This is a genomic window from Agriterribacter sp. (assembly GCF_035445465.1).
Lineage (GTDB): Bacteria > Bacteroidota > Bacteroidia > Chitinophagales > Chitinophagaceae > Agriterribacter.
This window is the reverse complement of sequence record NZ_DAOMQT010000003.1, coordinates 211,760-238,041: the sequence shown is the minus strand read 5'-3', so window position 1 is coordinate 238,041 and position 26,282 is coordinate 211,760. Positions and strand designations below refer to the sequence as shown.

Here is a 26,282-nt window from a genome sequence, read left to right as displayed (position 1 = left end):
CGCCACTGAAAGCGATCTCGTAAAATTTGGCAGGACTACCGCTCAACTCTACTTTACGGCTTAGATGATTGAGTCTTGTTGCAGCGTAATTGTCGTTGATATCAGTGGCCTCCAGGGCTTTTGAATACACATCGTTCAGGGTATTCTCCGACGTTTTCTTCCAGTTGGCATGCGAAGATCCGGGTGTGGCAAAGTTGAACTCTGAAAAGTTTCCAGTGGTCGTTAACCCGTCTGTGGTAGTGTTGACTGGCATCCAGTTGTAGCTGCTTTTCAGGCGCCATACGTTGCCATTGGTTCCCCCGCTTTGAACAACCTGTGCTCCTGCCATATCCAGCGAAGGAACGGTATTGCTCCATACCTCAACACCTGCAGATACGATCCCCAGCCTAGTGTTGGATGCATTCACTTTGTAAACTGTTGTTGCCGCCGTTTGGGTCAGCATGTTCTTATTTGAAGCTGTTCCCACTTTTAGGCCCATGGAGGAATATTTTCTGTAGGCCGGTGTGGTCTCCGTCATAAAGCGGTTACCATAACCATCGGTTTGCACCGACTTAACAGGCGCCCCGCTGTAAAAATCAAACCCCAGGGTCTGAGAGGTGGTTTGAATGCCGTTTACATAGTTGATCACCGTTTGACCCAGCGGCACGTAGGGATAGTCTTCGCGTGCAGAAAGGGTAGCTTTTACTTGAGAGTCGGATGTCCATCCCTTTTCATCCACCGTTTTTACTTCCGAAAAACGCTCCTGGATTAGTCCCTGGTACCTTAAATCGTACGTATGGCCTATATAGCTATAAGAGGATAGCCGACTTTTATAATGATTAAAAAATTGTGACGGAGAATCATTTTCCAGCCCGTCGTGCAGAAAGTGATTGACCGTCTCACTGAGCTTTTTACCGTCTTTATCGTATTGTATGATGCGCCTGGTACTACCAATGCCGTGCAGGAATTTTTTTATGGAGATATTCCTGGAATCTATGGTACCGTGTGTAATTACATTGTGGGTATAAGGGGTCTCGGTCATATTGCGGTAGATCATGTTTTCGCGGAACACCTCAAACTGGTAGGCGGTGCTGCCTGCCACTTGCCTGGCAACAGTCTCACCGCTGTTCTTTATACTGGTCGTTACTGTTACGTATTCATATATTACACCCGGAGGAGGAATCTCTCTTCCGAGAACAAACAATTCATTATTATCTTTGTATAATAGCCTTTTATATTCTTTTCTAGCTTCATCCGGAATATCAAGTTCGTTCCCAAAAACAGGAAACATTGGATTTTGCATGACACTTGGTTCATAAGAAGTAATACCAGAAGATATAGAGGCATTTCCTGGATGATTATAACTGTAACTGACCATTATATCACTTTCATTTTGAGTATGTTTTAATGATTTAACGCGGATACCTCCTCCGAAAAGAATGGGTCTATTAGAAATAGATAGATTTCCTTTCGCAGGCACCTCAGTTAATACACAAGAAGGTTCATTGGTCACTGCTTGCTTAGCATACTTATAATAGTTTTTAAACTCGTCATTATTCACCACAATATAGTCTGCTCCAATTTGATTAATTATTGGAGGAGTAGTAAAATTCTTAGTGTCAACAGAAGTATAAGTAGGGTAGTAACGGGAGAAAAATTTTTGACAAGATTCATAAGGGGCAGTTGGCATGGACGGTCTTGTTGTCATTTTATAGAAAATAAAATTAATTGGATCTCCTACTTTGAAAACATCATTAAGATTTAGTCCATTTGTTGTAAAAAAATTTAGTTTTAAATTTCCATTTATTGCGCCTGGAGGAATGGGGCCATATAACCAATTGCTAATATCATCGAACTTCACAATTTCAATCGCATAATTTTCAAACAAAACGCTTTTGCAATAAGTGTCTGATTCATAATTGATTTTCATGATTCCACCTGAAGCAGAAGAAATATTTCGTAGTGACCAAGAGTCTACTGATTTTGCTGATGTTAGTGATGTTTGCCTGCCAAGAGCCTCATTATTATTAATTAATGCAGTTTGATAATCACTCTTATACATTCCCCACGCATCATAGCTATCCTTATGGTATGGTGGGTTTTTGGTAGTACGGTAGGTCTTATTCACGTCAACTGTAGTAACACCCCCTGAAAGTGTATAATTATACGTTCCAAATCCAGCGTCTACTAAAGTTTTTTTTACAATTACTCCTACATAATCCTGATTAACATCTGCGGAAACCAAGAGATCTCCAACTTCTGCACTCCCAGTCCCAGTAAGACCTGTCAATGCCCTCCCTGAAATACTTCTCTGATCAGCAGGGTCTAGCTCATATTCGAACCTTGTCGGGGGAATAACGCTTGATCCCTCTTTTCCCCTGCATAAAATATTTTTGAGAGTGAGCTTACCGCTTTTTACAGTTGGTGTATTGATATCAAAACTGTTTGTATTGCGGGGGCATAACGAATAGTCGTAGCTGAAATCAATGATCCTGATTGCCTTTTCTTCCAGCGTAAACCGATTCACTGCATCTACATCCGTCCTTTCCAGGACATTTGCCGCCAACTCACAATCGGAACAAGAAACTGTTCTTGTAGCAAGAGGCTTATATGCATTGCTGTTGCCCGAAGAAGGCAGCACAAAAAGACTGTCTGAAGCATTTAATAAATAGATCCTGTCTAACCGCAGGCTCTGGCTGGAGTTGATATTGAATAGTCCCGCATATTGATAATCCTGCTTGGTAGCCTTATTGAACACCTGGGGTGAAGCACCCTTGCCGTCCAGCCTGATATCTTTTTCAAACAGCGCAATATGAGACCGGGTACGGATGGCATTTAAATAATATATTTCCTTTTTCCCAATGGAGCAATTTTGGAACTCATTGTCCTCATCCCGGTGATATCCTTCGGAAGGGTTACGCCATACATAATTATTGGTCCACTTGCCGTATTCAAAGTTCACCCAGTATCCCCAGTCGTTACCATCGGCTATACCATTACCGTTGCGGTCAACGAAGTCGGGACCGGTGATCGTGGTAAGATACCATGTATAAGCATAAGGATTGGATTTGGTGCCCCGGTTAAAAAAAACCTGATTGAATCCACCATTCTTTATCTTTTCTTGGTAATTCTCTTCACCCCAGCTATAGGCAGGCAGCCCGTAATGATAGGTCACTCCCGATTCGTTGGTGATGGAAAAACCTTCTATCATGTAGGATGAATAACGGTCTGACTTGTTATACCCTTTGGAATTACTTGGCTTAATGGCAGGTCCAATATCTATATGTCTGGTGCCGGCAAGCTTCCCGCCTGAATAGCCATAAGTACCATCACCGTCACCATAAGTAGGGGTGGCAAAAGGAGGAACAACTGATCTTAAATTCAGGGCCGGGTTGGAATAGGCATTAAAATTCTGCCTGTAAGAATTGGAGAAATCGCCTTCAAACCGAAATTGAGGTTGCGCATTGGTCACCCCGGGGGAGTAATAATTAACAGACCTGGAGCCGTCTGCTTTTTTCCTGTTCTGCCCCAGCACTTCCCCCTGGAACAGGTATGGCCGCATACTGCCTCCCAGACCCTGTGCCACCACGCGGTAGTTATCAAAATCAGGGTAGGCGCCGCCCTGGACCTGGTTGGGATCGGGGTAGTCAACAATATTTTTTTCAGCGGGATCTTCCAGCAATGCGTAGCTATCGAAGGCCATATCGTATGGCACCATATTGGTCATGGAATTTCCCCCTATTGTTTCTGATATCTCCCCCCAGCCCGACCCATATATGCTTCCATGTGTGTACACGTTTGTGGATTTATCGATCCAGGAGCGCCTTTTATTATAGCCTAAAGAGACATTAAAATAAGATACCGGTATGTCAATGGAAAAAGAAGAAACATCTGTTTGCACACCTGCATCCTCAGATCCGCTAACAGATGATGTGATCCAAGCGGCACTAAAGGAAGCCTGACCGCCACCAGTGCGGATAGAAGCCCCCAACAACGAACTATTCCCTGAACCATATCCTATGCCTCCCGAAGCGCCTGCGTTAAGGGACTTAAAATTGGTACTGAACCCGATGCCAAAATTTGCATTAATGTCTGATCCTATTCTTGCATTTACTCCACCCGAAACATAAGTCCCACTGGAAGAACTCATACCAATACCGATGCTAGCATTAACACCGACATTTCCAATTTTCCAACTCTTCCCAAGACTAGCACTCAAGCCTAGTCCTCCCGTACTGAATCCTTTATAGCTATCATCAGAGAATGACAAATTCACTCCAACAGTTGCGGCATTAGCAATACCGATATTTACTCCCACGCTATAGGTTTTTGTTACGCCTTCTTCCATGTACACATGGCTGTTATTTTGCGGATTATACCAATCGTCTGGATAACCATTCACATTCCTGTTAATGGCTCCCGGATTTAAAGTCCAGCCCAGCCCCACCCAACTGGCATCTTCATTAGGCTGTATGCCTGCATGGTAAGATAACGACAAGGGGTAACCGCCCTCCGGTCCAGGAACTTCCAGCAATGGAATATTATAAGTGAAATCGCCTGTTTGAAGATTTACCATGTCGGTTGTATCTACCGGTTCAAAACTGGTAGCCTCAGGCGCTGTTGGTCCTGAAGTAAGCGCAAAGGAAATAACGGGTAAAATAGTATTGCTAAGCATTACAGCCATTAGCGTAGCGGCAATCCTGCGGCGGTAGCGTGCTTTTCTCAAGAGCATATCCAGGGTTTAAAATATGTAGAGATAGTATTTGAAATCTTATCCTGTAAAATAACAAGGGTACTGTCTGAACAATACAACGGCTCACCTACTGCAATGCACGAACCAACTTTGCCATTGGCCTTACCAAGTTTGTGTTTGCTTATTGCAAATCTTTTACGGATCAATCAATGAAAAAAAATGAAAAAAAGAGAAAGAAAAATGGCGGAATCATTAGCACAAGGTCAGGGTTAGCTATTTTTCTTTAAGTAATAAAAATTACTTGCTTGTTAAATTAAAAGTAGATGGTTAATTTGATTTTTCAAAGTTTATTTATGAATTTTTCTTCAAGAAAAATTATTTGATTCAGTAGTAAGTAAAACAATTAAAACGAATAATAATAAACCCTTATTGCTGTGAAGTGTTTCCATTTATAAGGGCTGTCCCAGTTTAAACATAGGCAGGTACATGGCGATAAGAATAAGACCTACTACAAACCCGAGAACAACAATAATTAATGGTTCCAGCAATTTACTCAGCATTCCGGTTTGATACTCCACCTCATTACTATATTGTTCCGATATCCGGTTAAAAAAAAGCTCAAGCTGATTTACCTGTTCGCCTACCTTAACCAGCGTAATCATCTTTAAAGGATATACCGGGTGCTCTTGAAGGCTCTTATGAAAAGGGATCCCATTCATTACCCTTTCTTCAATTATATACAGGGAAGCTTCAATGGGATAAAAACCTATCATTTGTCTGGTCATTTGCAAGGCCTGCAGCAAGGGGACTTTTGAGCTGTTTAAAAGCGCCATTGTATTAGCAAACCGGGAAAGATATATTTTATGAACAATGGATCCGATTACCGGAATGCTAAGAATAATTCTGGAAGATATATCTCTAAACCAATTCTTGTTTCTTTGGCGATGACCAACAAAAATTGCTAAAAATAAAAAAAGTATAAAATATTTAAGGAATCTTTTAAAAATGGATGAGCCTTCAATTACAGCCTTCGTAATTGGTGGCAAATCACTTCCAAACCTCTTAAAAACATCGGAGAACATGGGAACAACGTAGCCAACCATAAAAGAGATAGCAAGAAATGCTACCGTAAGCACAACAAAAGGATAAGTTAGGGCGCCGATAACCTGCCTACGTTGTTTGATTTTTTTTTGATAATAAAACGCCATATCCTTTAATACCTGAACCAGTTTGCCAGACTCTTCCCCGATAAGCACACTAAAATATTCATACTTAGAGAATTTCCCGGAACTGCGTAAAGCAGCAGATAAGGAAGCTCCACTTACAATTTGCTCCAATAGTTTATCAAAAACGGTTTTCCTTTTTTTGTTTTTTTGTTCATCTCTTAACATTTCAAGAATAGTACGTATATCAACTCCGGCCTCCAATAGCGTACTAAGCTCCAGGTAAAAGTTTTCTTTCACCCTGTCGTTTATTATACTTATTCCAAGGTTTATGTCTTTATTTAGAAATTCCCATATGCTTTTTTCCTCACCATTCTTTTCAGCCGAAGTGCCTCGCGGCGTTTTCACATGAGTTCTTATTTTTCTTATGTCAACAATGTTACTCATTACTGATAGGTTCTAATGCCATTAACTGCTTGGCTGAATAATGTTTCGTAAAAACAGGGCGCACCCCTATATCATCTATATCAAGTGTGAGAATGATCTTATTCAAGAAGGGTAAGTCGTCCTTAATGAAATGAGGGTCGTAACCGACCAGCTTAAAATGAAAAGTATCAATCGAATTACCCGCTTCCCTAATAACAGCCTGCTTGCTCCATAAATAGCTTATCAGGGCATCTTCAGCAGGCATTTTAAACAATATTGACGTTTGCGACAAGGTATCTTTAAAATAATCACATCGTTCTATGTCTCTGTTTAAAGCCTTTTGAAATATGAGATACTCGTTTACAGTATCAGACTTAACGCTGTACTTCCGGAATTGATTATTTAATAAAAGATAGGAATAAAAAACAATGCCGGTGAGGATAGCGCTTAAAAGCAATGCTACCACAAGCTCCATTATTGTAAATGCTTTTATCATCAAATGGTTAAATAGTCTATTTTATACTAAAAAGGCGCACCTGCTCGTCTATTTTTTTATGTTGAACATTATCATACACAGTAAAAATAATTTTAACCATGTTATCTCCTTTATCATATACTTCCACTTGCTTGTTGATACGTATTCCCGCTTCCTCAAATTCCTCATTAAAATAAGTCTTTAATTCGGCAGTTTGAACAATATAACGGTTAAGTGTATACCTGGTAGCCATTTTGTTAACAGCATAAGTACTTCCTGTAACCTGAATAAAAACTGTTGTAGCAATCCCGAACAGTGTCAGAAGAATAACCATCGCCACCAATGTTTCCAAAATTGTGGCAGCAGTAAGTCTAAAAAATTTTATTCCAGCCATTGTACAATGTTTTGATCCAGAGCTTTGTCAAATATAGAAGACCCCAAAAAATACCCGGACATTGCGTGCCTGTCAATTGTCACATCTACCAAATGATTGTCAAATGTTACATTATCAGCCTTATAAATGAGAAAGTCAGTTAAAAGCACCCCTTTTAGGTTGCCTTTCATTTGAACGTATCCCATACTGTATAGTATGCCGTGTACCGAGCTTCCTTTCCCAACTTCAATATACGTTTTATATATATCCTCAGCATCATCAGTAGTCGTTAATAATATTCCATCGAAATAGCAATGATTCCTAATCTTAATTAGTGGCTGAAGCGTGTTGCTTTTCGTTTTAGCAAGAACCAGTGCACTTGGATATCTAAAACTGCATTCATCTTCCACCACAATGCTATCGCGTGCAAACGCCTGAACACTGCCATTGAATGTTTTCCGGAATTTTATAACAGGAGCTACCAGGATGACATTTTCTAAAATTGCCGTTTCCCCTACTTCAATGATGCTGTCTGAAAAAATCATCACCTTGCCTTTAATACTTTGATCTTGCAGGATAATTTCGCCGGAAAAAATCATTAAAACAGTGGAGTCGGAAAAAGATTGCTTCAACGGATCGGAAGGAAGAGCAGTAATACCATCTTCACCATAAGAAGGTTCCTCAACCCAGTTTAGTTGTTTCAATATATGCTGAATATAAATTGCATTAAGCGAGGGCAACCGGTCATCACTTTTTTTTATCTTACCTTCAATTAAATGATCACGATCATAGCCGCGCTGGGCAATATAAGATGGTTTTATTCCTAAGCCAGAAAGATAAGCATCACCTATTAACTTTGTGTTGCCAACAACAGAAATGCTTCTCTTATGATCTGCTATATATAAACAAGCATTCATGTAATCGGGCAAAGCCGATCCATACATAAAACTTCGTTCGTAAGTAAACTGACTTTGAAATGCATTAACGGTAGCTACGCGGAATAATCCCCAAATCTCCCTGGTGATCAAAACAGAATCCTTGCCACCGTCATATAGATCAAGCGTATCACTTTGATTGGCCTTTACAGTCGTATCTGCCAAAACAATATTGATAGCTGATTGAGCATTGGTTGATAGCTTTTCATAAATCAGCGTTTCAGATTGTAAATTTCTGTTGAAATAAGCAAGAAGGACAAGCGACATACAGATGATGGATAATACCAAAGCAATAATTACCGTTAGTACCAATGTGCTTCCCTCTATTCTTTTCATTACATTAATTGTTGGTTGAATCCTGAGATTTATTCTTGGGTATAGCAGGACTTTCAGGTATTATTTTTCCTTCTTTATACAATATTTTACTGGCGAGCGTATCATTTTGATATTCTAATTGATATCCTGATAACAGATCGCGCTTATAAGTATATTGTTTTACTTTTTTCCCTTGCATATCAAAAAAAGTATAATTCCCTTCTTTTTGGCCCTTACTCCACGTCTGTGTACTTTTTATAGTTCCATTGGGGTACCAGGTTTGCCAAACACCATCTTTCATTCCATGATAAAAATTTCCTTTTTCATTCAAATTTTGGTTAGGATAAAATACTGTATAGCTGCCATGCAAAATCCTTCCGTCAAATCCTCCTTTGCTAATTAAAATATTATCTGATTTAAACCAGTAATATTCCTTTTCAATTTCTAAAGGTTTTCCTCTTAATTTTTTGGGGGGCTTAATTGCATAGAACTCATAAATTGTATCGGCTTTTTGCATATAGACCCTGTTAGTAGCCTCTACCGCCATTCCTTTTTGAGCGTAACCTGATAAGGTTCCGGCGATCAATATGACAAGTCCATATATTTTACATTGATGCATTTTCGGAATTTTAATTTTAAAAGTAGAGAATTTTTAAAGCATATTGGCAACTTTATCTTTATATAGCTATATAGGACAAAAGCCAAAACACATGGTTTAAGTGTCAATCTTTGTCATCACATGTGCAAAAATATCATAATAGCCTTTGTATAAACAGGTTTTCCACCCCCGCAGCAATCCTTCTGCCTTTATAATTGCTCCTTTAGATTATTAAACAGAGGCAGAACCATTGCGCCCGGTAAAGTGATAGGGTAATTCAATCCTGTCGTTCAAATTTTATAGGAGTTTTTTTATTCCGGTGAACGCCTGAAATCAATTACAGGATACTTTAAGGATTAAATTTTTATGTAAACAAGTACTACCTCATTTCTTTTCATGAAATTTACTCCATCTATTGCTGTAAAAGCTCCGTCGTACCTGCAGCAAAGATATTGACCTGCCCCGGTCAGGAAAAGGTCTGCGCCACGATGGCTTTGCTCCTGGCTTCAGCTTGCTTCCTGTTTTCAAAAAAATCTCCACTTCAAATTTTGATATGCTGTTGCACACGGAGTTGTATTTTTTTGAAAAACCTTGTCCTTCCTCTGCAGGTCTAATAATAGTTTGTATCAACCGACAAATTTGGCTAAATCTTTTTTTTGCTGTGAAACTACGATTATACTGGTGGAGGCTTCTTATAGTGGTTGTTCCGGAAGTGAAAAAAAGATGGTGTGTACAACACTTAATCAACGCGGTTCCCCTGATGGCAGTTATATGCAATTTGAGAAGGCAAAAACAAAGTATATTTGTAAGGATATGTTATCAGGAGTAAAGTGAAGTCAGGAAGAAAGGGTAAAAGTAGATCATTCGACTAAAAATTCGACTAAAATGAAAAGGTCACTGATTTTCAGCGACCTAATTCAATTTAAGTGATCCCGCTGGAATTGCGAGAAGAAAATACCCAAACTGAGGGGTTTTCTCAAACTTTGAACAATAAAATAAAAACAATATTTTAGATTGCTTCCAACCCCAATTGAATATAATTACAAATCGTAATTATATCGGCTAAGATGTAAAATCTAAGATCATTTTTTTAATTTTAACATCAGAAATTAAAGTGTTCTTTGATTCAGAGGAACTTGCAGTAAAAATATATACCGGTTGTGTAAAAACTGACACTCTTATACGCCTGCTTATCTATGGCAAATTCGTGGCAGCTTCCCTTTTTCAGACTTGTATATTGTTAATATTCAGCTAATTACGGGAGAAGGGTTCGAATCCCTCACTCTCCGCTGGAACACTGTTCAAAAAGTATTAAATCCTTGCAAACTCAATGGTGGCAAGGGTTTTTTATTTTGGGTACTCCCCAAATTATTCAAAAATCCTCAAAGAAAACGGTCTAAATCGAGACCTTTTCTCCTCACTTTTCAAGGTCTCGCCAAATCGCTGAAATCCTTTACCACTTGATATCTCAGAAGATCGGATTAGGGAATTAGGACAGGAAAAAGAACAAACCTACAGGGACTCTCTGCCCGGCTTCCTGTAAAAATCAACTTTTTCAGGTGTAAGCGGTTGATTTCCTGCAATGATATCGGCAGCCTTTTCTGCGATCATCATAATTGGCGCATACAGGTTTCCGTTAGTTATATACGGCATTACACTTCCATCTACTATCCGTAAGCCGTCAAGTCCATGCACCCGGAACGTTAACGGATCTACCACAGACATGTTATCCGTGCCCATGCGGCAGGTGCAGGACGGATGCAAGGCCGTTTCCGCATCACGTTTCACCCAATCCAGTATTTGCACATCGCTATCAACGGCAGGCCCGGGTGAAAGTTCCCCGCCATTGAATGCAGCCATGGCCGGCTGATTCAGGATCTTCCGGGCACAGCGGATGGCCTCCACCCATTCCTTCCGGTCCTGATCTGTAGAAAGATAATTAAACCGGATGGCTGGTTTTTCCTTTGGATCCGATGACCTGATCAGCACAGATCCACGGGCATCAGAATTCATTGGGCCAACATGCACCTGGTATCCATGACCCCCTGATGGAGAACTACCATCATATCGTATAGCCACAGGCAAAAAATGAAACTGAAGGTTAGGATATGCAACCGTTTCGTTGCTTCGGATAAATCCTCCTCCCTCAAAGTGATTGGTTGACGCAGGCCCTTTGCGAAACAGCATCCACTGCAAACCAACCCGGGGTTTATTATACCATTTCAACGCCGGCCAAACGCTTACGGGTTGTTTGCAGGCATATTGGATATACACTTCAAGATGATCCTGCAAATTCTGCCCTACACCAGGAAGGTCGTGTAGCACCTCAACCCCTGCCGATTTCAACGTTTCAGGATCTCCTATTCCTGACAGCTGGAGCACCTGCGGAGAATTAATGGAGCCTCCACAACAGATCACTTCGCCTGCGGTAACCTTGTGCAAACTATTTCCTTTTTCAAATTCTACTCCCACTGCACGCTTCCCGGAGAAAAGGATTTTGGTGACGAGCGCACCACAGATCACTTCAAGATTTTTTCGTTTTCCCAAAACAGGATGCAGATATGCATCTGAGGCAGACCAGCGCCTGCCATTTTTGATGTTACGGTCAAACATTCCAAAACCTTCCTGTTGAAATCCATTCACATCGTCTGTGAGCGGATAGCCTGCCTGTTTAGCCGCATCAAAAAAGGCGCTGAACAAAGGGTTAGTGGCAGGCCCGGTTTCGAGATGCAGCGGCCCGGCACCACCACGCAAAGCATTTGTTCCGGCGGTTCTGTTTTCAGACTTTTTAAAATACGGAAGGCAATGGGCATAATCCCATGTTTCCATTCCCGGATCCTTTGCCCACTTTTCATAGTCCAACGGATTACCACGAATGAAAATCATTCCGTTAATGGAACTGGAGCCACCTAACACTTTTCCGCGGGCATGGTATACCTGCCGGTTATTCATGAAGGGTTCAGGCTCCGACTGGTATTGCCAGTCATAATATTTACTGCCAATCGGATAGGTAAGTGCAGCCGGCATATGAATGAAAATATCCCACCATGCATCTCTTCTTCCTGCTTCAAGCACCAAAACCCTGTGTTCCGGATTTTCACTGAGCCGGTTTGCCAGCACGCAGCCGGCAGACCCGCCTCCAATAATGATTGTGTCAAAAATTTTTTTCATCTTAAAAAGGGGATTCAACGTTTCCTAATTCTACGTACACCGTTTTCAGCTGGGTATACTGTTGAAGAGCAGCAAGGCTATTCTCGCGGCCCAAACCGGATTGTTTATACCCGCCAAACGGAATTTCAATGGGGGTTATGTTATAATTATTGATCCAGCAGGTACCTGCCTGTAATTGATGGATGACGCGGTGACCGCGTTTGATGTCATTGGTAAATACCCCTGCCGCCAGTCCGTAGGCGGTATTATTAGCCCTTTCAATCACTTCTTCTTCCGAGTCAAAACATAGTATGGAGAGCACCGGACCAAAGATCTCTTCTTTGCAAATTTCCATGGCATCATCGCAATCCGTAAAAATGGCAGGAGCCAAAAAGTTGCCTGAAGTAATATCCCGTCCTTTAAAATCTTTTTCAGGCCTGAACCCACCGGTGAGTAAGGTTGCTCCTGCAGCTTTTCCTGCCTCAATAAACCGCATTACTTTTTCCATGTGTGCCTTACTGATCAATGCGCCCAGCTGGGTTTCCGGATCTGCCGGGTCTCCTACCCTGATCTTTTCCGTTCTTTCCTTTAGCTGCCTTAAAAAGATATCAAAAATTTTGCGATGCACAAATACCCTTGTACCATTTGAACAAACTTCCCCCTGTGTATAAAAATTTGCCAGCAGGGCTGCTGATACGGCATTATGAATATCCGCATCTTCGAAAATGATGAGGGGAGATTTTCCACCCAGTTCCAGCGTAACCCTTTTGAGTTGGGATGCAGCACCTGCAAAGATTTTTTTACCGGTAGACACTGAGCCTGTCAATGAGATTTTTGCTATGCCCGGATGCTCCACCAACTTACTTCCAACCCGGCCGTCGCCCTGCACTACATTAAACAAACCATCCGGGGCTCCGGCTTCCATTATTGCCTTCGCCAATTCAAGTGCCGTTGCCGGGGTGAGCTCGGATGGCTTAAAAATCATTGCGTTTCCACAGGCTAGCGCCGGGGCTGCTTTCCATGCAGCGATCTGGATCGGATAGTTCCATGCGCCAATGCCCGCGCAAACGCCTAAAGGTTCGGGACGCGTATAACCAAAGGCGTTTTTCAAATCAAAATACTCCCCGTGTATGCCCGCGGCCATTCCTCCAAAATATTCCAGGGCATCTGCAGCCGAAGTAATATCCACAGCCAGGGATTCTGAAATGGGTTTTCCCACATCCTGCGTTTCTACCAAAGCAATTTGCTCCACCCTGGATCTTAAGATATCAGCTGCCTTTAATAAAACCCTGCCCCGTTCTGCTCCGGTTTTGGTACGCCAAACCCGGAAGGCCTTTTCTGATGATTGTACAGCTGCTTCAATATCCTCATTGGTGGCCTGGTATACTTCTCCCAATGGCTCATTATTGGCCGGGTTAAGGTTTATCCAGGTTTCCCTGTTTGAACCTGTAGTTAAAATGCCATCTATAAATTGAGTGTACTCCATATTTCTTTTAAGAGATGCTTTCTCTTTTATTTTTATGTAATTTATAATAATGAACGAACACACCCAGGCAAATCAACACCGCTGTATAAAGCCACGCTGCATACTGGTTATACCATCCTAAACCATAGGTTGCAGTGCGGGGCCATGATACATTGATGATCATAAAACTACTCCAGATCAGGGCCAGAATATTCACCGGGAATCCCCATTTGCCCAAACTGAATTTGGCGTCGATATCTACTCCTTTCCGGGCTGATGTAAACCTGTTTTTCAGTTGAACTGCCACCACGATCCAGTAGGCCAGGTTAGCCCAAAGCATACCGATAGAAGTTACGAGCTCAAATACTTTTGGAAATTGAATATTCACCACCAGGATAATGATTGCTGCCAATCCACAAAGCAGGGTAGCTAAAACAGGAACCTGGGTTTTGCGGGAAACTTCAGATAAGGACTTACTGAAAGGCAGGCGCCCGTCACGCCCCATGGCGAACATTAATCTTACTGCCCCGGAATGCACAGCAAAGGTACACACAAGGATGGCAAAAATAACGATACAAAGAAAAAGTTTGCCTGCCGTTTCACCGAGGACTGATTTCACCAGCATCGGTAATCCTCCGCTTATATTTCCCAAATCCGGCATGCCCAAATCCGGCACTGCCATCAGGGCAAAAAGTAAGACCAGTAATCCGGAAAATCCAGCAGCAAGAAGCGCCTGGAGGATAGCACGTGGCGCCTTTTTACGGGGATCATGCGTTTCTTCAGCCAAGGTTCCGGCAGTATCGAATCCATACAGCACATAAGAGGCTGTTAACGCTGTAGCGGCCATTAAAACCGTTAGGTCAGGAAAAGAATTGAACCCGGATCCGCCGGCCTGAATGTTGACGACTGCTTCTACAGGAGACCTTACTCTACTCAAAAAAAGCAGCACGATCAATAGGATAATGCCAACCAGTTCGGCAAAGACACCAATATTATTGACCACCGCCAGTAGCTTAATACCCCGGGCATTGATAATGGTACTTATAACAATTAGAATAGAACCCAGTAAAATGGCATTCACCGCAACCGATTTTGGGTCATTTAAGGTTCCAATGATCTGGAAGGAACTTGAAATTTGGGGCAGACTCACCTGGAGTGCCATGGCCACAGCAGCAAGCGTAACAATAAGACAAGCCAGGTAAATCCAGCCTGTCATCCATCCAAAGAAAGAGTTCCCGGTAAACTTGGCCCATTGATAAACCCCGCCAGACAACGGAAACCTTGAAGCGAGTTCTGCAAAACAGAGCGCCACCAGCAATTGACCCGCCAATACAAATGGCCAGGTCCAGAAAAATGCGGGACCGGCAACCCCATAACCCAAATGAAACATCTGAAAAAGACCCGTGAGAATAGAAATGTAAGAAAAGCCTGCAGCAAAACTCGAGAAACTGCCCATCGAACGCTTTAATTCCTGACGATAACCAAAACTGGCCAGATCGCTGTTATCAGTAACCGGAGAATCCTTCATATTTGAGTTACAGGTTTTGGTCTTACTAAATGAATATAGCTATAAAAAAGGGTGCGCCTGTTTTAGATTTTTACAGGTCCACCCTGATTTTTATGGTCTTTACCCTAAGGGAATATTAAATAACAACTTATATTTATGATATAGTTTAGTTTTTGTATCTGACTCCAAATTACAAAAAAAATCATCATGTCCCTTCCCGGAATTGACACAAATTTCACGCTGCCTGCGCGCTTTTATACGAGCACCGAGATTTTCGAGAAGGAGCTTGAACGGATTTTCTACAGTCGCTGGATTTATGTGGCATGTGAAGCGGACCTTCCGAAACCAGGGGATTATATTACTTTAAAAATCGGAACACGGTCGTTTTTTCTGCAGCGTGGCCAAAACGGGGAAGTACGGGGATTTTACAATGTATGCCGGCACCGGGGTCATGAACTGTTGCAGGGAGAAAGAGGCAACCGCAAAGGCATCTCCTGTCCCTATCACAACTGGACCTACGATCTTAGTGGAAAGCTATTGCGAGCACGTGGTATGGATGCCGATTTTTCCAAAGAAAATTTTGGGCTCAACCCTATAAATGTGGCCGTGATCGGCGGGCTTATTTATGTTTGCCTCAACTCACCAGCGCCCGATGATATTGAAACCGTGAAGAACCTGCTTACACCTTATCTCACACCATACCAGGTGGCTACAACTAAAATAGCCTGCCAGAAAGATATCGTTGAGGCCTGCAACTGGAAACTGGTTATAGAAAATAACAGGGAATGCCTGCATTGCGACACCAATCACCCAGAATTGTTGGTGCCGCTTTACAGCTCAGGTTTTGGCAAGGGGCTTGATAAGGATAATGTTCAGCCCTCGGAACAGCGCTTCCAGGAGACGCTGCAGGACAAGGAAAAGGAATGGGAATATCTCGGGCTTCCTTATGAATTGATAGAGTTCCCTGATGGACTGTGGTTTCGCACGGTACGACTACCACTGGCCAACCAATGTATATCCCACACACTCAAGCCTGAACATGCCTGCAAAAAGCTGCTTGGTAATTTCAAACAGCCGGAGGGAAGCGGTCTTTCTTTGTGGACCCACCCAAATTCCTGGAACCACTTTTTGAGCGATCATATCGTCACCTTCGCGGTCTTCCCGCTTTCGGTGAACCAGACGCTTGTGCGAACCAAATGGCTTGTAGCAGCCGATGCGGTGGAAGGTGTTGACTATAATCTTGATGACCTCACAAAAGTGTGGACCCAAACCAATCTACAGGATCAAAGCCTGGCAGAAGGAACTTACCGCGGCATTTGTTCCGGCGGCTACCTGCCGGGGCCAATCGCTGATGAGGAGTACCTTGTTAAGCAGTTTCTTTCCTGGTATACCCATCAACTCACCATAAACCCCGGGCACTGATGCCAAAAATTGTAATAATAGGAGCCGGTATCGTTGGCTGCTCACTTGCCGACGAACTGACCGAACGCGGATATACCGATGTAGTCGTTATTGAAAAAGGTCCCTTGTGGGCGCCCGGTGGCTCCACGTCGCACGCCCCCGGCGTTGTATTCCAGACCAATGGGTCGCGTACCATGGCGCAGTTCGCCCAACAGACCGTTGAAAAATTATATAGTCTTCGCCATAACGGCGAACCCTGTTTTCTTAAGGTAGGCAGCCTGGAGCTTGCCACAACGCCTGAGCGACTGGCGGACCTACACCGAAGGGCGGGGCTGGCCATATCTGTTGGCATTAACGCAAAAGTGATTTCTCCAGAGGAGGCATTGCGGATGCACCCGATGCTGGCTCAAGACAAATTATTGGGTGCTTTGTATGTGCCTGACGATGGCATTGCCCGCGCAAAACTCGCAGACCAATTAATGGGTGAGCGGGCGATCAGCCGCGGAGCAAAATTCATTCAAAACTGTGAAGTAACTGCTATAGATCAGAGCGATGGTCACGTTACAGGGGTTCAAACTACGCAGGGATCATTCCCGGCAGATATCGTTGTTTCCTGCGCCGGCATATGGGGACCGAAGATTGGAGCGATGGTGGGCATGCAGAAAGCGATACAACCATTGGCGCACCAACTCTGCTACACCGCACCCATGACCGAACTGGCCGCATACAAAACTGAAGCGGAACTGCCCGTGCTCCGTCATCAGGGGGCTGATCTGTATTTCAAACAAAGAGGCCACAGTCTCGCGGTTGGCTGGTACGGACACCGCCCGCTTCCGGTAAGGGCTGAGGACATTCTTCCCAACGACCGCGCCGAAATAATGCCGAGCCAGATGCCTTTTACTCCGGAAGAGTGGAAAGGTGCCATGGAAGGTGCAACTGAAGTTATTCCGGCGCTGAAAGATGCGGAGATTGCCGAGTCCATGAACGGTTTATTTTCCTTCACTGTAGATAACTTCCCGCTGATGGGTGAATGGTCGGGGTTGAAAGGATTCTGGGTTGCCGAAGCAGTATGGATCACCCATGGATGTGGTGTGGCTCGTGCCATGGCAGAATGGATCGTCAACGGGCATCCTACGCTTGCTGTACATGAATGCGATGTCAACAGATTTGAGCCCCACCAGTTGGGACCACAACATATTGAAGAACGCGGTGCGCAGAACTATATTGAAGTGTATGATCTGTTACATCCACTGCAACCTATGGCGTCACCACGTCCTATTCGCACCACCGGATTTTACCAGCGCCAGCAGCAGCTCGGTGGCTTCTTTCTCGAAGCTGCCGGCTATGAACGACCGCAATGGTACGAGACCAACGCCAGCCTGGTTGACCGCTACCCCTCTCCGCCCCGCGATGCGTGGAGCGCATCCTTCTGGTCGCCGGTCATCGGCGCCGAGGCTCGTGCCGTAAGGGAAGGCGTGGGACTGTTTGATATCACAACCCTGAAAAGGATCGAGGTCATAGGCAAGGGCGCCCTGGAATTCCTGGAGCGACTGACAACCGGTAACCTGCGCAAAAAAACCGGCTCTATTACCTATTGCCTCTTGTTGAACGAAAGCGGCGGCATAATGAGCGACATCACCATCATGCGCCGTGGCGAGCAGGACTTTTTCATTGGGGTAAACAGTAATATAGATATCAATTACCTGAAACAACTGGCACCCGACACTGTGTTTGTGCGTGATATTACCGCAGGCACCGTGGCGTTAGGGCTCTTCGGACCTAAGTCGCGGGAACTCGCCCAATCTTTAACCAGGGATGACCTAAGCAACGAGGCGCTCGGTTATTTCCGGCTGAAACATACGTATTTTGGTCATGTACCGGTAATGCTGGCCAGGCTTTCTTACGTTGGGGAGCTGGGATATGAGATCTATACCACTGCCGACCTGGCACTAAAAGTCTGGGACACGCTCTGGCAGGCAGGAAAACAATACGGGCTTATAGCAGCCGGTCGTGGCGCATTCAACTCCATGCGCCTGGAAAAGGGATACCGCAGCTACGGTACCGATATGACGAGTGAGCACAATCCTTACGAAGCAGGACTTGGTTTTGCAGTGCGCAAGGGTGGCGGTTTTACAGGCGCTGAGGCTTTGAGCAAAGTGGATCAAAATACATTAAGCAAACGCCTGGTATGCCTGGTGCTCGATAACCCTCAACATGTAGTGCTGGGCAAAGAGCCCGTGCTGCACGAGGGGAAAGTGGCAGGTTATGTTACCAGCGCCTATTTCGGTCATACCATTGGCAAACCACTGGCGTATGCCTGGGTGCCTGCAGCATTGAGCACGTTGGGTACAGCCCTTTCTATACGATATTTCGACAACGATTACCCGGCCACTGTAGGACAGGATCCGCAGTACGATGCTCAAATGACACGATTAAAATCATGACAAGTACGAACGATACATTAGCTCCCGGCACCATCGGCCGGCGACGGGCGGCCACGCTCCCCGAGCAGCCTCCACAGTTGTGGAAATCGGTCAGGCCAAAGAAAGCATACGATGCGGTCATCGTGGGCGGTGGTGGTCATGGACTTTCCACTGCCTATTACCTGGCAAAAAACCATGGACTCACCAATATTGCGGTACTGGAGAAGGGTTGGCTTGCGGGAGGTAATACGGCCCGCAATACCACCATCATCCGTTCCAACTATCTCTGGGATGAATCGGCAGGGATATATGAGCACTCCTTAAAATTATGGGAGACGCTGGAGGAAGATCTCGGCTATGAAATGTTCTTCAGCCAGCGTGGTGTGCTCACGCTTGCACATTCCATTAGTGATGTGCGATCGAAGCGCCGGAATTTCTATGCTAATGCCCTCAACGGTATAGATAGTGAATGGCTTACTCCTGAAGAGGTGAAGAAGCTGGTTCCCATCATCAATATCAGCCCGGATGTACGCTATCCCGTGCATGGCGCCACCTACCAGCCCCGTGGTGGCATTGCCAAACATGACTGGGTGGCCTGGGGTTATGCAAAGGCAGCGAGCGACCTTGGCGTGGATATTATTCAGGGCGCCGAAGTAACAGGTTTTGACATTCAAAATAATAAAGTGCAGGGTGTACAGACCACGCAGGGCAATATTGCTGCCGGCAAGGTGGGTCTCGTAGGCGCAGGGCATTCGTCAATACTGGCCAATCTTGCCGGGTTCTCCATTCCCATACAGAGCCGGCCATTGCAGGCGCTGGTGAGCCCGTTGCTGGAGCAGGTGCTCAATACGGTGGTGATGAGCGGCGCGGTACATGTGTATGTGAGCCAGGCACACAAAGGTGAACTGGTGATGGGAGCAGGCACTGATGCCTTTAACTCCTATGCACAGCGCGGTGGCTTTCATGTAATAGAACACCAATTAGCAGCTGCGCTGGAACTATTCCCGATATTCTCCCGTGCGCAGGTGCTCAGAACATGGGGAGGTATCGTTGATGTTTCTCCGGACGCTTCACCTATCATTGGTCTAACCCCGGTTGAAAACCTGTTTATTAACTGCGGCTGGGGAACAGGTGGTTTCAAGGCCACGCCCGGTTCAGGTTGGGTGATGGCGCATACCATGGCAAACGGAACCCCGCATGAACTGAACCGCCCCTTCGCACTCGACCGCTTTGTAACGGGGCATCTTATTGATGAACATGGAGCAGCAGGTGTTGCCCACTAAAAAATACTTTATGCTTTTAGGGGTGTTTAAATGTAGTAATGAAGATTTTTGTATAAAACCTGAAGACGCCATTATAACTGAACGATGAAGTGATTGCGATGCAACGAAGATGCCATAAAAAACCGCTGCCGGTATCTAAATGAATTATTTTTTGTTACCGGCAATTGTATTTCATAGCATCGTCCCTTGTGTCACACCCTTGTACTGCAGTACCAATGGCATCATGAATACACTAAAACAGGTGCTGCTAACGCAGTAAGTGAGCGGCAGCCTTATAAAATTTATAGTATGCTTTACATTCCTTGTCCCCATTGCGGGCTGCGCAACGAAACTGAGTTCCATTACGGAGCTGAGGCTGGCGTTGCTTACCCTGATCCTAACACACTGGCCGATAGCGAGTGGGCAAAATACCTGCATATCCGCGCCAATCCCAAGGGGTGGCTTGCCGAGCGTTGGGTGCACTTTGCCGGATGTGGCAAATGGTTCAACCTCTGGCGCAACACCGTTACCCATGAAATCGGGCCGGCATATCTTCCCTTTACCAAACAACCAAAAGCGCCCGGTACAACCGTGCAGGAGGGCTCGGGCAAATGAGCGGAATTACTTTCAGTTTTGATGACAAATTATACAATGGACATCACGGTGAGCCCATGGCGGCTGCATTGCTGCGCTGCGGTCTGCTGTCCATCACCAACAGCACCTATCATGGCCGTGCGCGGGGCGTGATCGGATTGGGCGTTGAAGAACCCAATGCACTCGTGCAACTGGTATCAGGCACAAAAGAATCCATGCGCCCGGCTACCGTGATTGAAGTAGTGGAAGGATTGGCGGCACGCAGTTTGACCGGCATCGGCGCACTGCCTGAAGATCCCGAAGAAGCACGTTATGATAAAACCAACCGCTATGTGGACACGCTGGTGATAGGGGCAGGTATTGCGGGACTTACGGCCGCAGATGAGGAGCTTCGTGCAGGCCGTGAAGTGCTGCTGATTGACGACCAGCCAGGACCTGGCGGTCATCTCCGGCACCTTGGGCTGGAATTACCTTCTGCCTTACAGGGTATGCTCGCGCATAAGAACCTTACTTATCTATCCAGGTGCACGGCAGTTGGATTATACGATCAGAATTATGTTGTTGCCATTGAGCGGCGAAGCGATCACCCTGGTAATGCCGCGCCGGCGAACCGCGCCCGCATCCGGGTATGGCATATCCGTGCCGAACGTGTAGTATTGGCGCCAGGTGCATTTCAGCGCCCGTTGATCTTCGCCAATAACGACAGACCCGGCATTATGCTATCTCATGCTGCAGCTACTTATGTGGCGGTGCATGGCGTAAAAATATTTAAGCAGGTTGTAGTAGCTACGGTTGATAACCAGGGCTACCGCGATGCGCTTAGGCTTCATACTGCCGGCGTATCCGTACAGGGTATTTATGATGTACGATCATCCGCCAGGGGAGTTAGTGTAGATGCCGCGAAGGCTGCAGGTATTCCTATACGTGTTCGTTCCACTGTGCTTGATACGTCTTCTAATGCGGAAGGAGTTTTAAACAGCGTCACCATACAGGATCTTGAGACAAAAGAAATATTTCAAACCGCTGCCGATCTGCTCGCTGTATCCGGTGGCTGGACGCCTATTGTTGATCTTGCAACGCATATCGGCATCAAACCAAAATGGAGTGAGGAACACGCCGCCTTCCTGGTAAACCACGCTACCGACCAGCTTCGCACCGCCGGCATGCTGGCGGGCGACTTCGGGGGCGATGACGATCCGGCAGTATACTTTGGGCCGACGCTCGATGCCGAACAGGCACGGCATGCTTACATAGACTTTCAGCGCGATACCACATTGCACGACCTGCGCCGCGCCGTTGGGGCAGGGTTGTTGAGTATAGAGCACATTAAACGATATACTACCATCGGCACGGCACACGACCAGGGTAAAACGAGCGGCATGCTCACCATTGGTGCACTTTGCCAACTGAACGGAAAGGACGGGCTCTCACCTGCCGAGGTAGGTACGCTTTCTTTTCGTCCACCTTATGTGCCCATACCTTTTGCTGCGCTTGCAGGGCGGGAACGCGGAGCATTGTCTGATCCCATCCGCATTACAGCACTCCATCAATGGCATGTGGAAGCCGGGGCGGTATTCGAGGATGTGGGGCAATGGAAACGACCCTGGTATTTCCCGAAAGCGGGTGAAAGCATGGATGAGGCGGTCCGGCGGGAGTGCGTAGCAGCCAGGCAGGGTGTGGCCGTAATGGACGCCTCTACCCTTGGAAAAATTGATATCCGGGGTGCGGACGCCGGGATTTTCCTCGACCGCATCTATACCAATATGTTCTCTACCTTACCGGAAGGGCAGTGCCGTTATGGACTGATGTGTAAGGCTGACGGGATCGTGTTTGATGACGGCGTTACCACCCGGCTGGGTAAAAACCATTTCCTCATGACCACCACAACAGGAGGTGCCGCCCGCGTGCTGGCATGGCTGGAAGAGTGGTTGCAGACAGAGTGGCCTGAGCTGGAGGTTTATTGCACCTCGGTTACCGAGCATATTTCGACCATTGCATTAGTTGGCCCGAAAAGCAGGCAACTCCTCCACGAACTGGTAAAAGATATTGACCTCTCAAAAGATGCATTTCCTTTTATGCACAACCGGGATGCAACGATTGATGGCATTCCGGTGCGGATAGCACGGATCTCCTTTTCAGGAGAGCTGGCATTCGAGATCAACTCAACCTGGGGAGATGCCCGCCATATATGGGAAAGACTATGGACGCTCGGACGTGCTTACGACCTGACTGCCTATGGCACAGAAACCATGCACGTGCTGCGGGCGGAAAAGGGATATGTTATTATCGGGCAGGATACCGATGGCACGCAAACGCCACCTGACCTCAATATGTCGTGGATTGTTTCCAAAAAGAAGGAGTTCATCGGAAAGCGCTCCTTACAGTTGCCTTACCTGAAAGCAGCGGGAAGACAGCAATTGGTTGGATTGATACAGGAGAAGGATGAAGAAGTGATCCCGGAAGGAGCATATATCACAGTATTGAATGCGCAACCGGATCAGTACAACAAAACTCCTCATACCGGTTTCGTAACGAGCGCTTACTATTCACCGGCACTTGGGCGTTCGTTCGCGCTGGCGCTGGTGGCTGATGGACTGAACCGGATGGGTGAAGTGGTGGCTGTGCCTATAGGAAAAAAACTGTTGCATGCTACTATATGCAACAGCGTATTTATTGACAAGGAAAATATCAGAAGAGATTAATCAAGCACATATGATCGCCAAACAAAGTCCGTTGGAAGGAAAACATACAGGAACCGCCGCTACTGTGGCGATCCGTGAATTGCCGGGATTGCATACCATTGATCTCCGTGTTGCACCCGGAAGCGTAGCCCAGCTTGTCGTTACCGGAGCATTGGGTATAGAACTACCGGCAAAGACAGGCCAGATCCAAACCACGTCAGTACCTGGTGGTGGAGGGGAAGCGCATGTCCTCTGTCTTGCTCCTGACTGGTGGCTTATGGTAGGGTTGGAGGAAGCGGAGCAGCAACTCGCACTATTGAAGAACCAATATCATTTCAGCGCGGTTGATGTGAGCGGTCAACGTACTACTATTGAACTGGAAGGGACTCATGCCCGCGAAGTGCTCGCCCACCTTTGGGAACAGGATCTGCGGGAAAAAAGTTTTCCTGTTGCAAGTGTCTCCCAGGGGCTCATGGCGAAAGCCCCGGTGGTCGTGTGCCATATTGCCCCGTTTTGTTACCGTGTCATGGTCCGAAGCTCTTTCGCTTTGCACTTGTGGAAGGCGCTGGCAGACGCAGCGGAGGAGTGGCTTATAGCACGAAAAATTAATGCTGGTTCTCCCTTTTAAATTCAAGCGGACTGAGTTTCATAATTCTCCTGAACTGGTAATAAAAATTAGACAGGCTGTCGAAACCGCAGGAATAGCCTATTTCCTTTATGGAACGCTGATCATATTTTATCATATTACAGGCTTTACTGATCCTGAATGCTGTAAGAAACTCCAGATATGTTTTATTGGTGCTGGTTTTAAAATACCTGCAGAAAGATTCCCTGGTTAGGTTGGCAATTTTTGCCACATCATCAATCCTGATATGCTCATCGTAATTGGCGTAAGTATAATCCAGGATGCTGGTGATTCTTGGGTCTTCTGCATATTTTGCGTGAACCGGCTCCGTTTTGATCAATGTTCTGCAGGTATTCCTTTCCGTAAGGATCTTCAGGATGTTTAATAATATGATTATCCTGTCGAGCGAAACAGCTTCAAAAATTTTTTCAATCATGGGAATGATCCGGGTCCTGGCATGGTCTTCAACAAATAACCCCTGGCAGGCGGTGGAAAGCAACTGTTGTATTTCCCTGAATTCAGGGCGCAGGAGCGTGTCGCTGCCAAGGAAGTTTTCATGAAACTGCAGCACCATGGCCTCCGGCGGATTGTCCTTGTTCTGCAGGAATCTTTCTTCATGCAGGAATGCGTGGGGAAGGTTCTTGCCAATGAGCAGGAGATCATTGTTTTTGAAATTCTCTACACTGGTACCAATGATTCTTGTTCCTTCTGAATTTTTTATCAGTATCAGTTCGATCTCCGGATGGTAATGCCAGGCATTCGACAGGTTTTCCCCGCAATCAATCTTTGCATTGAAGCAACTGTTACCGCTCCAGCTAACATGTTTAAAAGATGGTTTTGCAGTTTTCAACATAAAAAATCAGTTAATTATGGCCAACATAAAATTATAATGGAAACCGGTTTCCTAAATTACGCTATATATTTAACTATTACTCATAATCGGGATTATTTTTTATGATTTAAAGCAAGTAACCAGATGCGCTTCAGGTTGTTGTCGGCTGGTAAGGACTACAGACGGGCAATTAGCCTTAGGCGCTGTTCTTATTCCCCAAAGCATACATACGACAATTTTTAATTTATTGGCAATCGGTTTCCTGAATTAAAAAATAAAAACTACTTTTGGAACGCCCCGAACGGTTTGCACCAACCGGCTATGAAAAATAACAGTATGAAAGGAAAAAGAATAACGATTTATGATATTGCAAAGGAAGTGGGTATTGCGCCTTCTTCCGTTTCAAAAGCGCTGAACAACCTGCCATCTGTGAGTAACAAAATAAAGGCTTTGGTTAAAGCCAAGGCCAATGAGCTCAACTACAAGTACAATTCAAATGCGGCCAACCTGAGAAGTGGCTTTTCAAGAACCATCGGTGTAATTGTTCCTAAGATCAATGTGGCTTTTTTTTCTAACGCAATTGCCGGCATGGAGGAGGTTTGCTTTGAAAACAATCACGGGCTTATTATTTGCCAGTCAGATGAATCTTATGAAAGGGAAGTACAGTGCATCCAAACGCTCATACACCAGAATGTAGACTGCATCCTTATCTCACTCTCGCAGGAAACCAGGGCAACACAGCATTTGCTGGAAATAAAAAACAATCAGATGGGGTTAGTTCAGTTTGATCGTGTAGATGAAAGTTTTGCAAGCCATCGTGTGGTAAATGATAACAGTCATGCTGCTTATGAAGCCGTGAAACATTTAATAGAGCAGGGGTATAAAAAGATCGCTTTTTTAGGCGGCTCTGATCATCTTACCGTTTACAACGACCGGAAACAGGGTTACCTGCAGGCAATAAAAGAAGCCGATCTTAATATTCCGTATAATTATATCCTGGATAATGAATTTAAAACGGAAACAGCGCTGAAAGCTGCCACCGAGCTGTTGCAGTATAAGGATCCGCCCGATGCTTTTTTTACTGTTACCGATCATGCGGCGCTTGGCGTTCTTAAAGCGGCATGGTCACTGGGGCTGCGTGTTCCTGACGAGGTGGGTATTATCGGCTTTTCTAATGAAACATTCACGGAAGTTACCTTTCCAACCCTTTCCTCTGTTGACCAGCAGAGCAGAAATCTTGGCAAAGCCGCCGCCAACATGTATTTCAATCATATGCTTGCGGCAGCGCCGGTTAATACTGTTGCGCAAAATTTTGAGATGCAGGTCATTGAAAGTTCGCTTATTGTTCGCGAATCATCGGAGAGAGTGCGCGCCATGTAACATGG

At 45.3% G+C, this 26,282-nt stretch carries 17 protein-coding genes; 7 read left to right on the top strand and 10 right to left on the bottom strand.

Annotated features, from left to right (window positions below; all coding sequences use genetic code 11):
• The 9 genes from PLE34_RS03120 to PLE34_RS03080 form a co-directional block, all read right to left on the bottom strand.
• Window positions 1-4,711: hypothetical protein (locus PLE34_RS03120; protein ID WP_502875858.1), on the bottom strand; the 4,711-nt coding region annotated here is incomplete at its 3' end.
• Window positions 4,712-5,121: 410 nt separating this feature from the next.
• Entirely contained in the window at window positions 5,122-6,243 is a 1,122-nt protein-coding gene (locus PLE34_RS03115; protein ID WP_324554124.1) for a type II secretion system F family protein, read from the bottom strand.
• Window positions 6,244-6,274: 31 nt separating this feature from the next.
• A complete protein-coding gene (locus tag PLE34_RS03110; RefSeq protein ID WP_324554122.1) occupies window positions 6,275-6,757 on the bottom strand; it encodes a PulJ/GspJ family protein in 483 nt (160 codons plus the stop codon).
• 16 nt (window positions 6,758-6,773) lie between these two features.
• The gene (locus tag PLE34_RS03105; RefSeq protein WP_324554120.1) at window positions 6,774-7,130 is read right to left on the bottom strand and encodes a hypothetical protein; all 357 of its coding nucleotides are present in this window, start codon (window positions 7,128-7,130) and stop codon (window positions 6,774-6,776) included.
• Window positions 7,118-8,380, bottom strand: a complete 1,263-nt coding sequence (locus tag PLE34_RS03100; protein ID WP_324554118.1) for a hypothetical protein — start codon at window positions 8,378-8,380, stop codon at window positions 7,118-7,120. The genes PLE34_RS03105 and PLE34_RS03100 overlap by 13 nt, the downstream gene beginning before the upstream one ends.
• Before the next feature lie 4 nt (window positions 8,381-8,384).
• Window positions 8,385-8,978 carry a toxin-antitoxin system YwqK family antitoxin gene (locus tag PLE34_RS03095; RefSeq protein WP_324554116.1) on the bottom strand — a complete coding sequence of 198 codons (594 nt, stop codon included), beginning with the start codon at window positions 8,976-8,978 and terminating at the stop codon, window positions 8,385-8,387.
• A 1,491-nt stretch (window positions 8,979-10,469) separates the two neighbouring features.
• Window positions 10,470-12,128: a choline dehydrogenase gene (betA, locus tag PLE34_RS03090; protein ID WP_324554114.1), complete on the bottom strand. Its 1,659-nt coding sequence runs from the start codon at window positions 12,126-12,128 to the stop codon at window positions 10,470-10,472.
• A gap of 1 nt (window position 12,129) precedes the next feature.
• On the bottom strand, window positions 12,130-13,593 hold the full coding sequence (gene betB / locus PLE34_RS03085; protein WP_324554112.1) for a betaine-aldehyde dehydrogenase: 1,464 nt from the start codon (window positions 13,591-13,593) through the stop codon (window positions 12,130-12,132).
• Window positions 13,594-13,600: 7 nt separating this feature from the next.
• Window positions 13,601-15,100 (bottom strand): amino acid permease, encoded by a 1,500-nt coding sequence (locus tag PLE34_RS03080; RefSeq protein ID WP_324554110.1) that lies wholly within the window; start codon window positions 15,098-15,100, stop codon window positions 13,601-13,603.
• Between the two features lie 186 nt (window positions 15,101-15,286).
• On the opposite strand from PLE34_RS03080, the gene PLE34_RS03075 reads away from it, so the two are divergent.
• From PLE34_RS03075 to PLE34_RS03050, 6 genes are all read left to right on the top strand, one after another.
• The gene (locus tag PLE34_RS03075) at window positions 15,287-16,501 is read left to right on the top strand and encodes an aromatic ring-hydroxylating oxygenase subunit alpha (RefSeq protein WP_324554107.1); all 1,215 of its coding nucleotides are present in this window, start codon (window positions 15,287-15,289) and stop codon (window positions 16,499-16,501) included.
• The gene (locus PLE34_RS03070; RefSeq protein WP_324554105.1) at window positions 16,501-18,924 is read left to right on the top strand and encodes a GcvT family protein; all 2,424 of its coding nucleotides are present in this window, start codon (window positions 16,501-16,503) and stop codon (window positions 18,922-18,924) included. The genes PLE34_RS03075 and PLE34_RS03070 overlap by 1 nt, the downstream gene beginning before the upstream one ends.
• A complete protein-coding gene (locus tag PLE34_RS03065) occupies window positions 18,921-20,186 on the top strand; it encodes a sarcosine oxidase subunit beta family protein (protein WP_324554104.1) in 1,266 nt (421 codons plus the stop codon). The genes PLE34_RS03070 and PLE34_RS03065 overlap by 4 nt, the downstream gene beginning before the upstream one ends.
• A gap of 186 nt (window positions 20,187-20,372) precedes the next feature.
• Window positions 20,373-20,780: a sarcosine oxidase subunit delta gene (locus PLE34_RS03060; protein WP_324554102.1), complete on the top strand. Its 408-nt coding sequence runs from the start codon at window positions 20,373-20,375 to the stop codon at window positions 20,778-20,780.
• Complete coding sequence (locus PLE34_RS03055; RefSeq protein WP_324554100.1) at window positions 20,777-23,461, top strand: glycine cleavage T C-terminal barrel domain-containing protein; 2,685 nt, start codon at window positions 20,777-20,779, stop codon at window positions 23,459-23,461. The genes PLE34_RS03060 and PLE34_RS03055 overlap by 4 nt, the downstream gene beginning before the upstream one ends.
• Window positions 23,462-23,471: 10 nt before the next feature.
• Window positions 23,472-24,068, top strand: coding sequence for a sarcosine oxidase subunit gamma (locus PLE34_RS03050; RefSeq protein ID WP_324554098.1), 597 nt, complete (start codon window positions 23,472-23,474; stop codon window positions 24,066-24,068).
• Here the strand turns inward: PLE34_RS03050 and PLE34_RS03045 are convergent.
• Window positions 24,046-24,918 carry an AraC family transcriptional regulator gene (locus PLE34_RS03045; protein WP_324554096.1) on the bottom strand — a complete coding sequence of 291 codons (873 nt, stop codon included), beginning with the start codon at window positions 24,916-24,918 and terminating at the stop codon, window positions 24,046-24,048. The genes PLE34_RS03050 and PLE34_RS03045 overlap by 23 nt on opposite strands.
• A 315-nt stretch (window positions 24,919-25,233) precedes the next feature.
• On the opposite strand from PLE34_RS03045, the gene PLE34_RS03040 reads away from it, so the two are divergent.
• Window positions 25,234-26,277: a LacI family DNA-binding transcriptional regulator gene (locus PLE34_RS03040; RefSeq protein WP_324554094.1), complete on the top strand. Its 1,044-nt coding sequence runs from the start codon at window positions 25,234-25,236 to the stop codon at window positions 26,275-26,277.
• Window positions 26,278-26,282: the final 5 nt, after the last annotated feature.

Bases quoted from the DNA above. Each gene is read 5' to 3' on its own strand.
- PLE34_RS03110 (WP_324554122.1), bottom strand. From the start codon at position 6,757: ATGATAAAAGCATTTACAATAATGGAGCTTGTGGTAGCATTGCTTTTA.
- PLE34_RS03105 (WP_324554120.1), bottom strand. From the start codon at position 7,130: ATGGCTGGAATAAAATTTTTTAGACTTACTGCTGCCACAATTTTGGAA.
- PLE34_RS03100 (WP_324554118.1), bottom strand. From the start codon at position 8,380: ATGAAAAGAATAGAGGGAAGCACATTGGTACTAACGGTAATTATTGCT.
- PLE34_RS03095 (WP_324554116.1), bottom strand. From the start codon at position 8,978: ATGCATCAATGTAAAATATATGGACTTGTCATATTGATCGCCGGAACC.
- betA (WP_324554114.1), bottom strand. From the start codon at position 12,128: ATGAAAAAAATTTTTGACACAATCATTATTGGAGGCGGGTCTGCCGGC.
- betB (WP_324554112.1), bottom strand. From the start codon at position 13,593: ATGGAGTACACTCAATTTATAGATGGCATTTTAACTACAGGTTCAAAC.
- PLE34_RS03080 (WP_324554110.1), bottom strand. From the start codon at position 15,100: ATGAAGGATTCTCCGGTTACTGATAACAGCGATCTGGCCAGTTTTGGT.
- PLE34_RS03075 (WP_324554107.1), top strand. From the start codon at position 15,287: ATGTCCCTTCCCGGAATTGACACAAATTTCACGCTGCCTGCGCGCTTT.
- PLE34_RS03070 (WP_324554105.1), top strand. From the start codon at position 16,501: ATGCCAAAAATTGTAATAATAGGAGCCGGTATCGTTGGCTGCTCACTT.
- PLE34_RS03065 (WP_324554104.1), top strand. From the start codon at position 18,921: ATGACAAGTACGAACGATACATTAGCTCCCGGCACCATCGGCCGGCGA.
- PLE34_RS03055 (WP_324554100.1), top strand. From the start codon at position 20,777: ATGAGCGGAATTACTTTCAGTTTTGATGACAAATTATACAATGGACAT.
- PLE34_RS03050 (WP_324554098.1), top strand. From the start codon at position 23,472: ATGATCGCCAAACAAAGTCCGTTGGAAGGAAAACATACAGGAACCGCC.
- PLE34_RS03045 (WP_324554096.1), bottom strand. From the start codon at position 24,918: ATGTTGAAAACTGCAAAACCATCTTTTAAACATGTTAGCTGGAGCGGT.
- PLE34_RS03040 (WP_324554094.1), top strand. From the start codon at position 25,234: ATGAAAGGAAAAAGAATAACGATTTATGATATTGCAAAGGAAGTGGGT.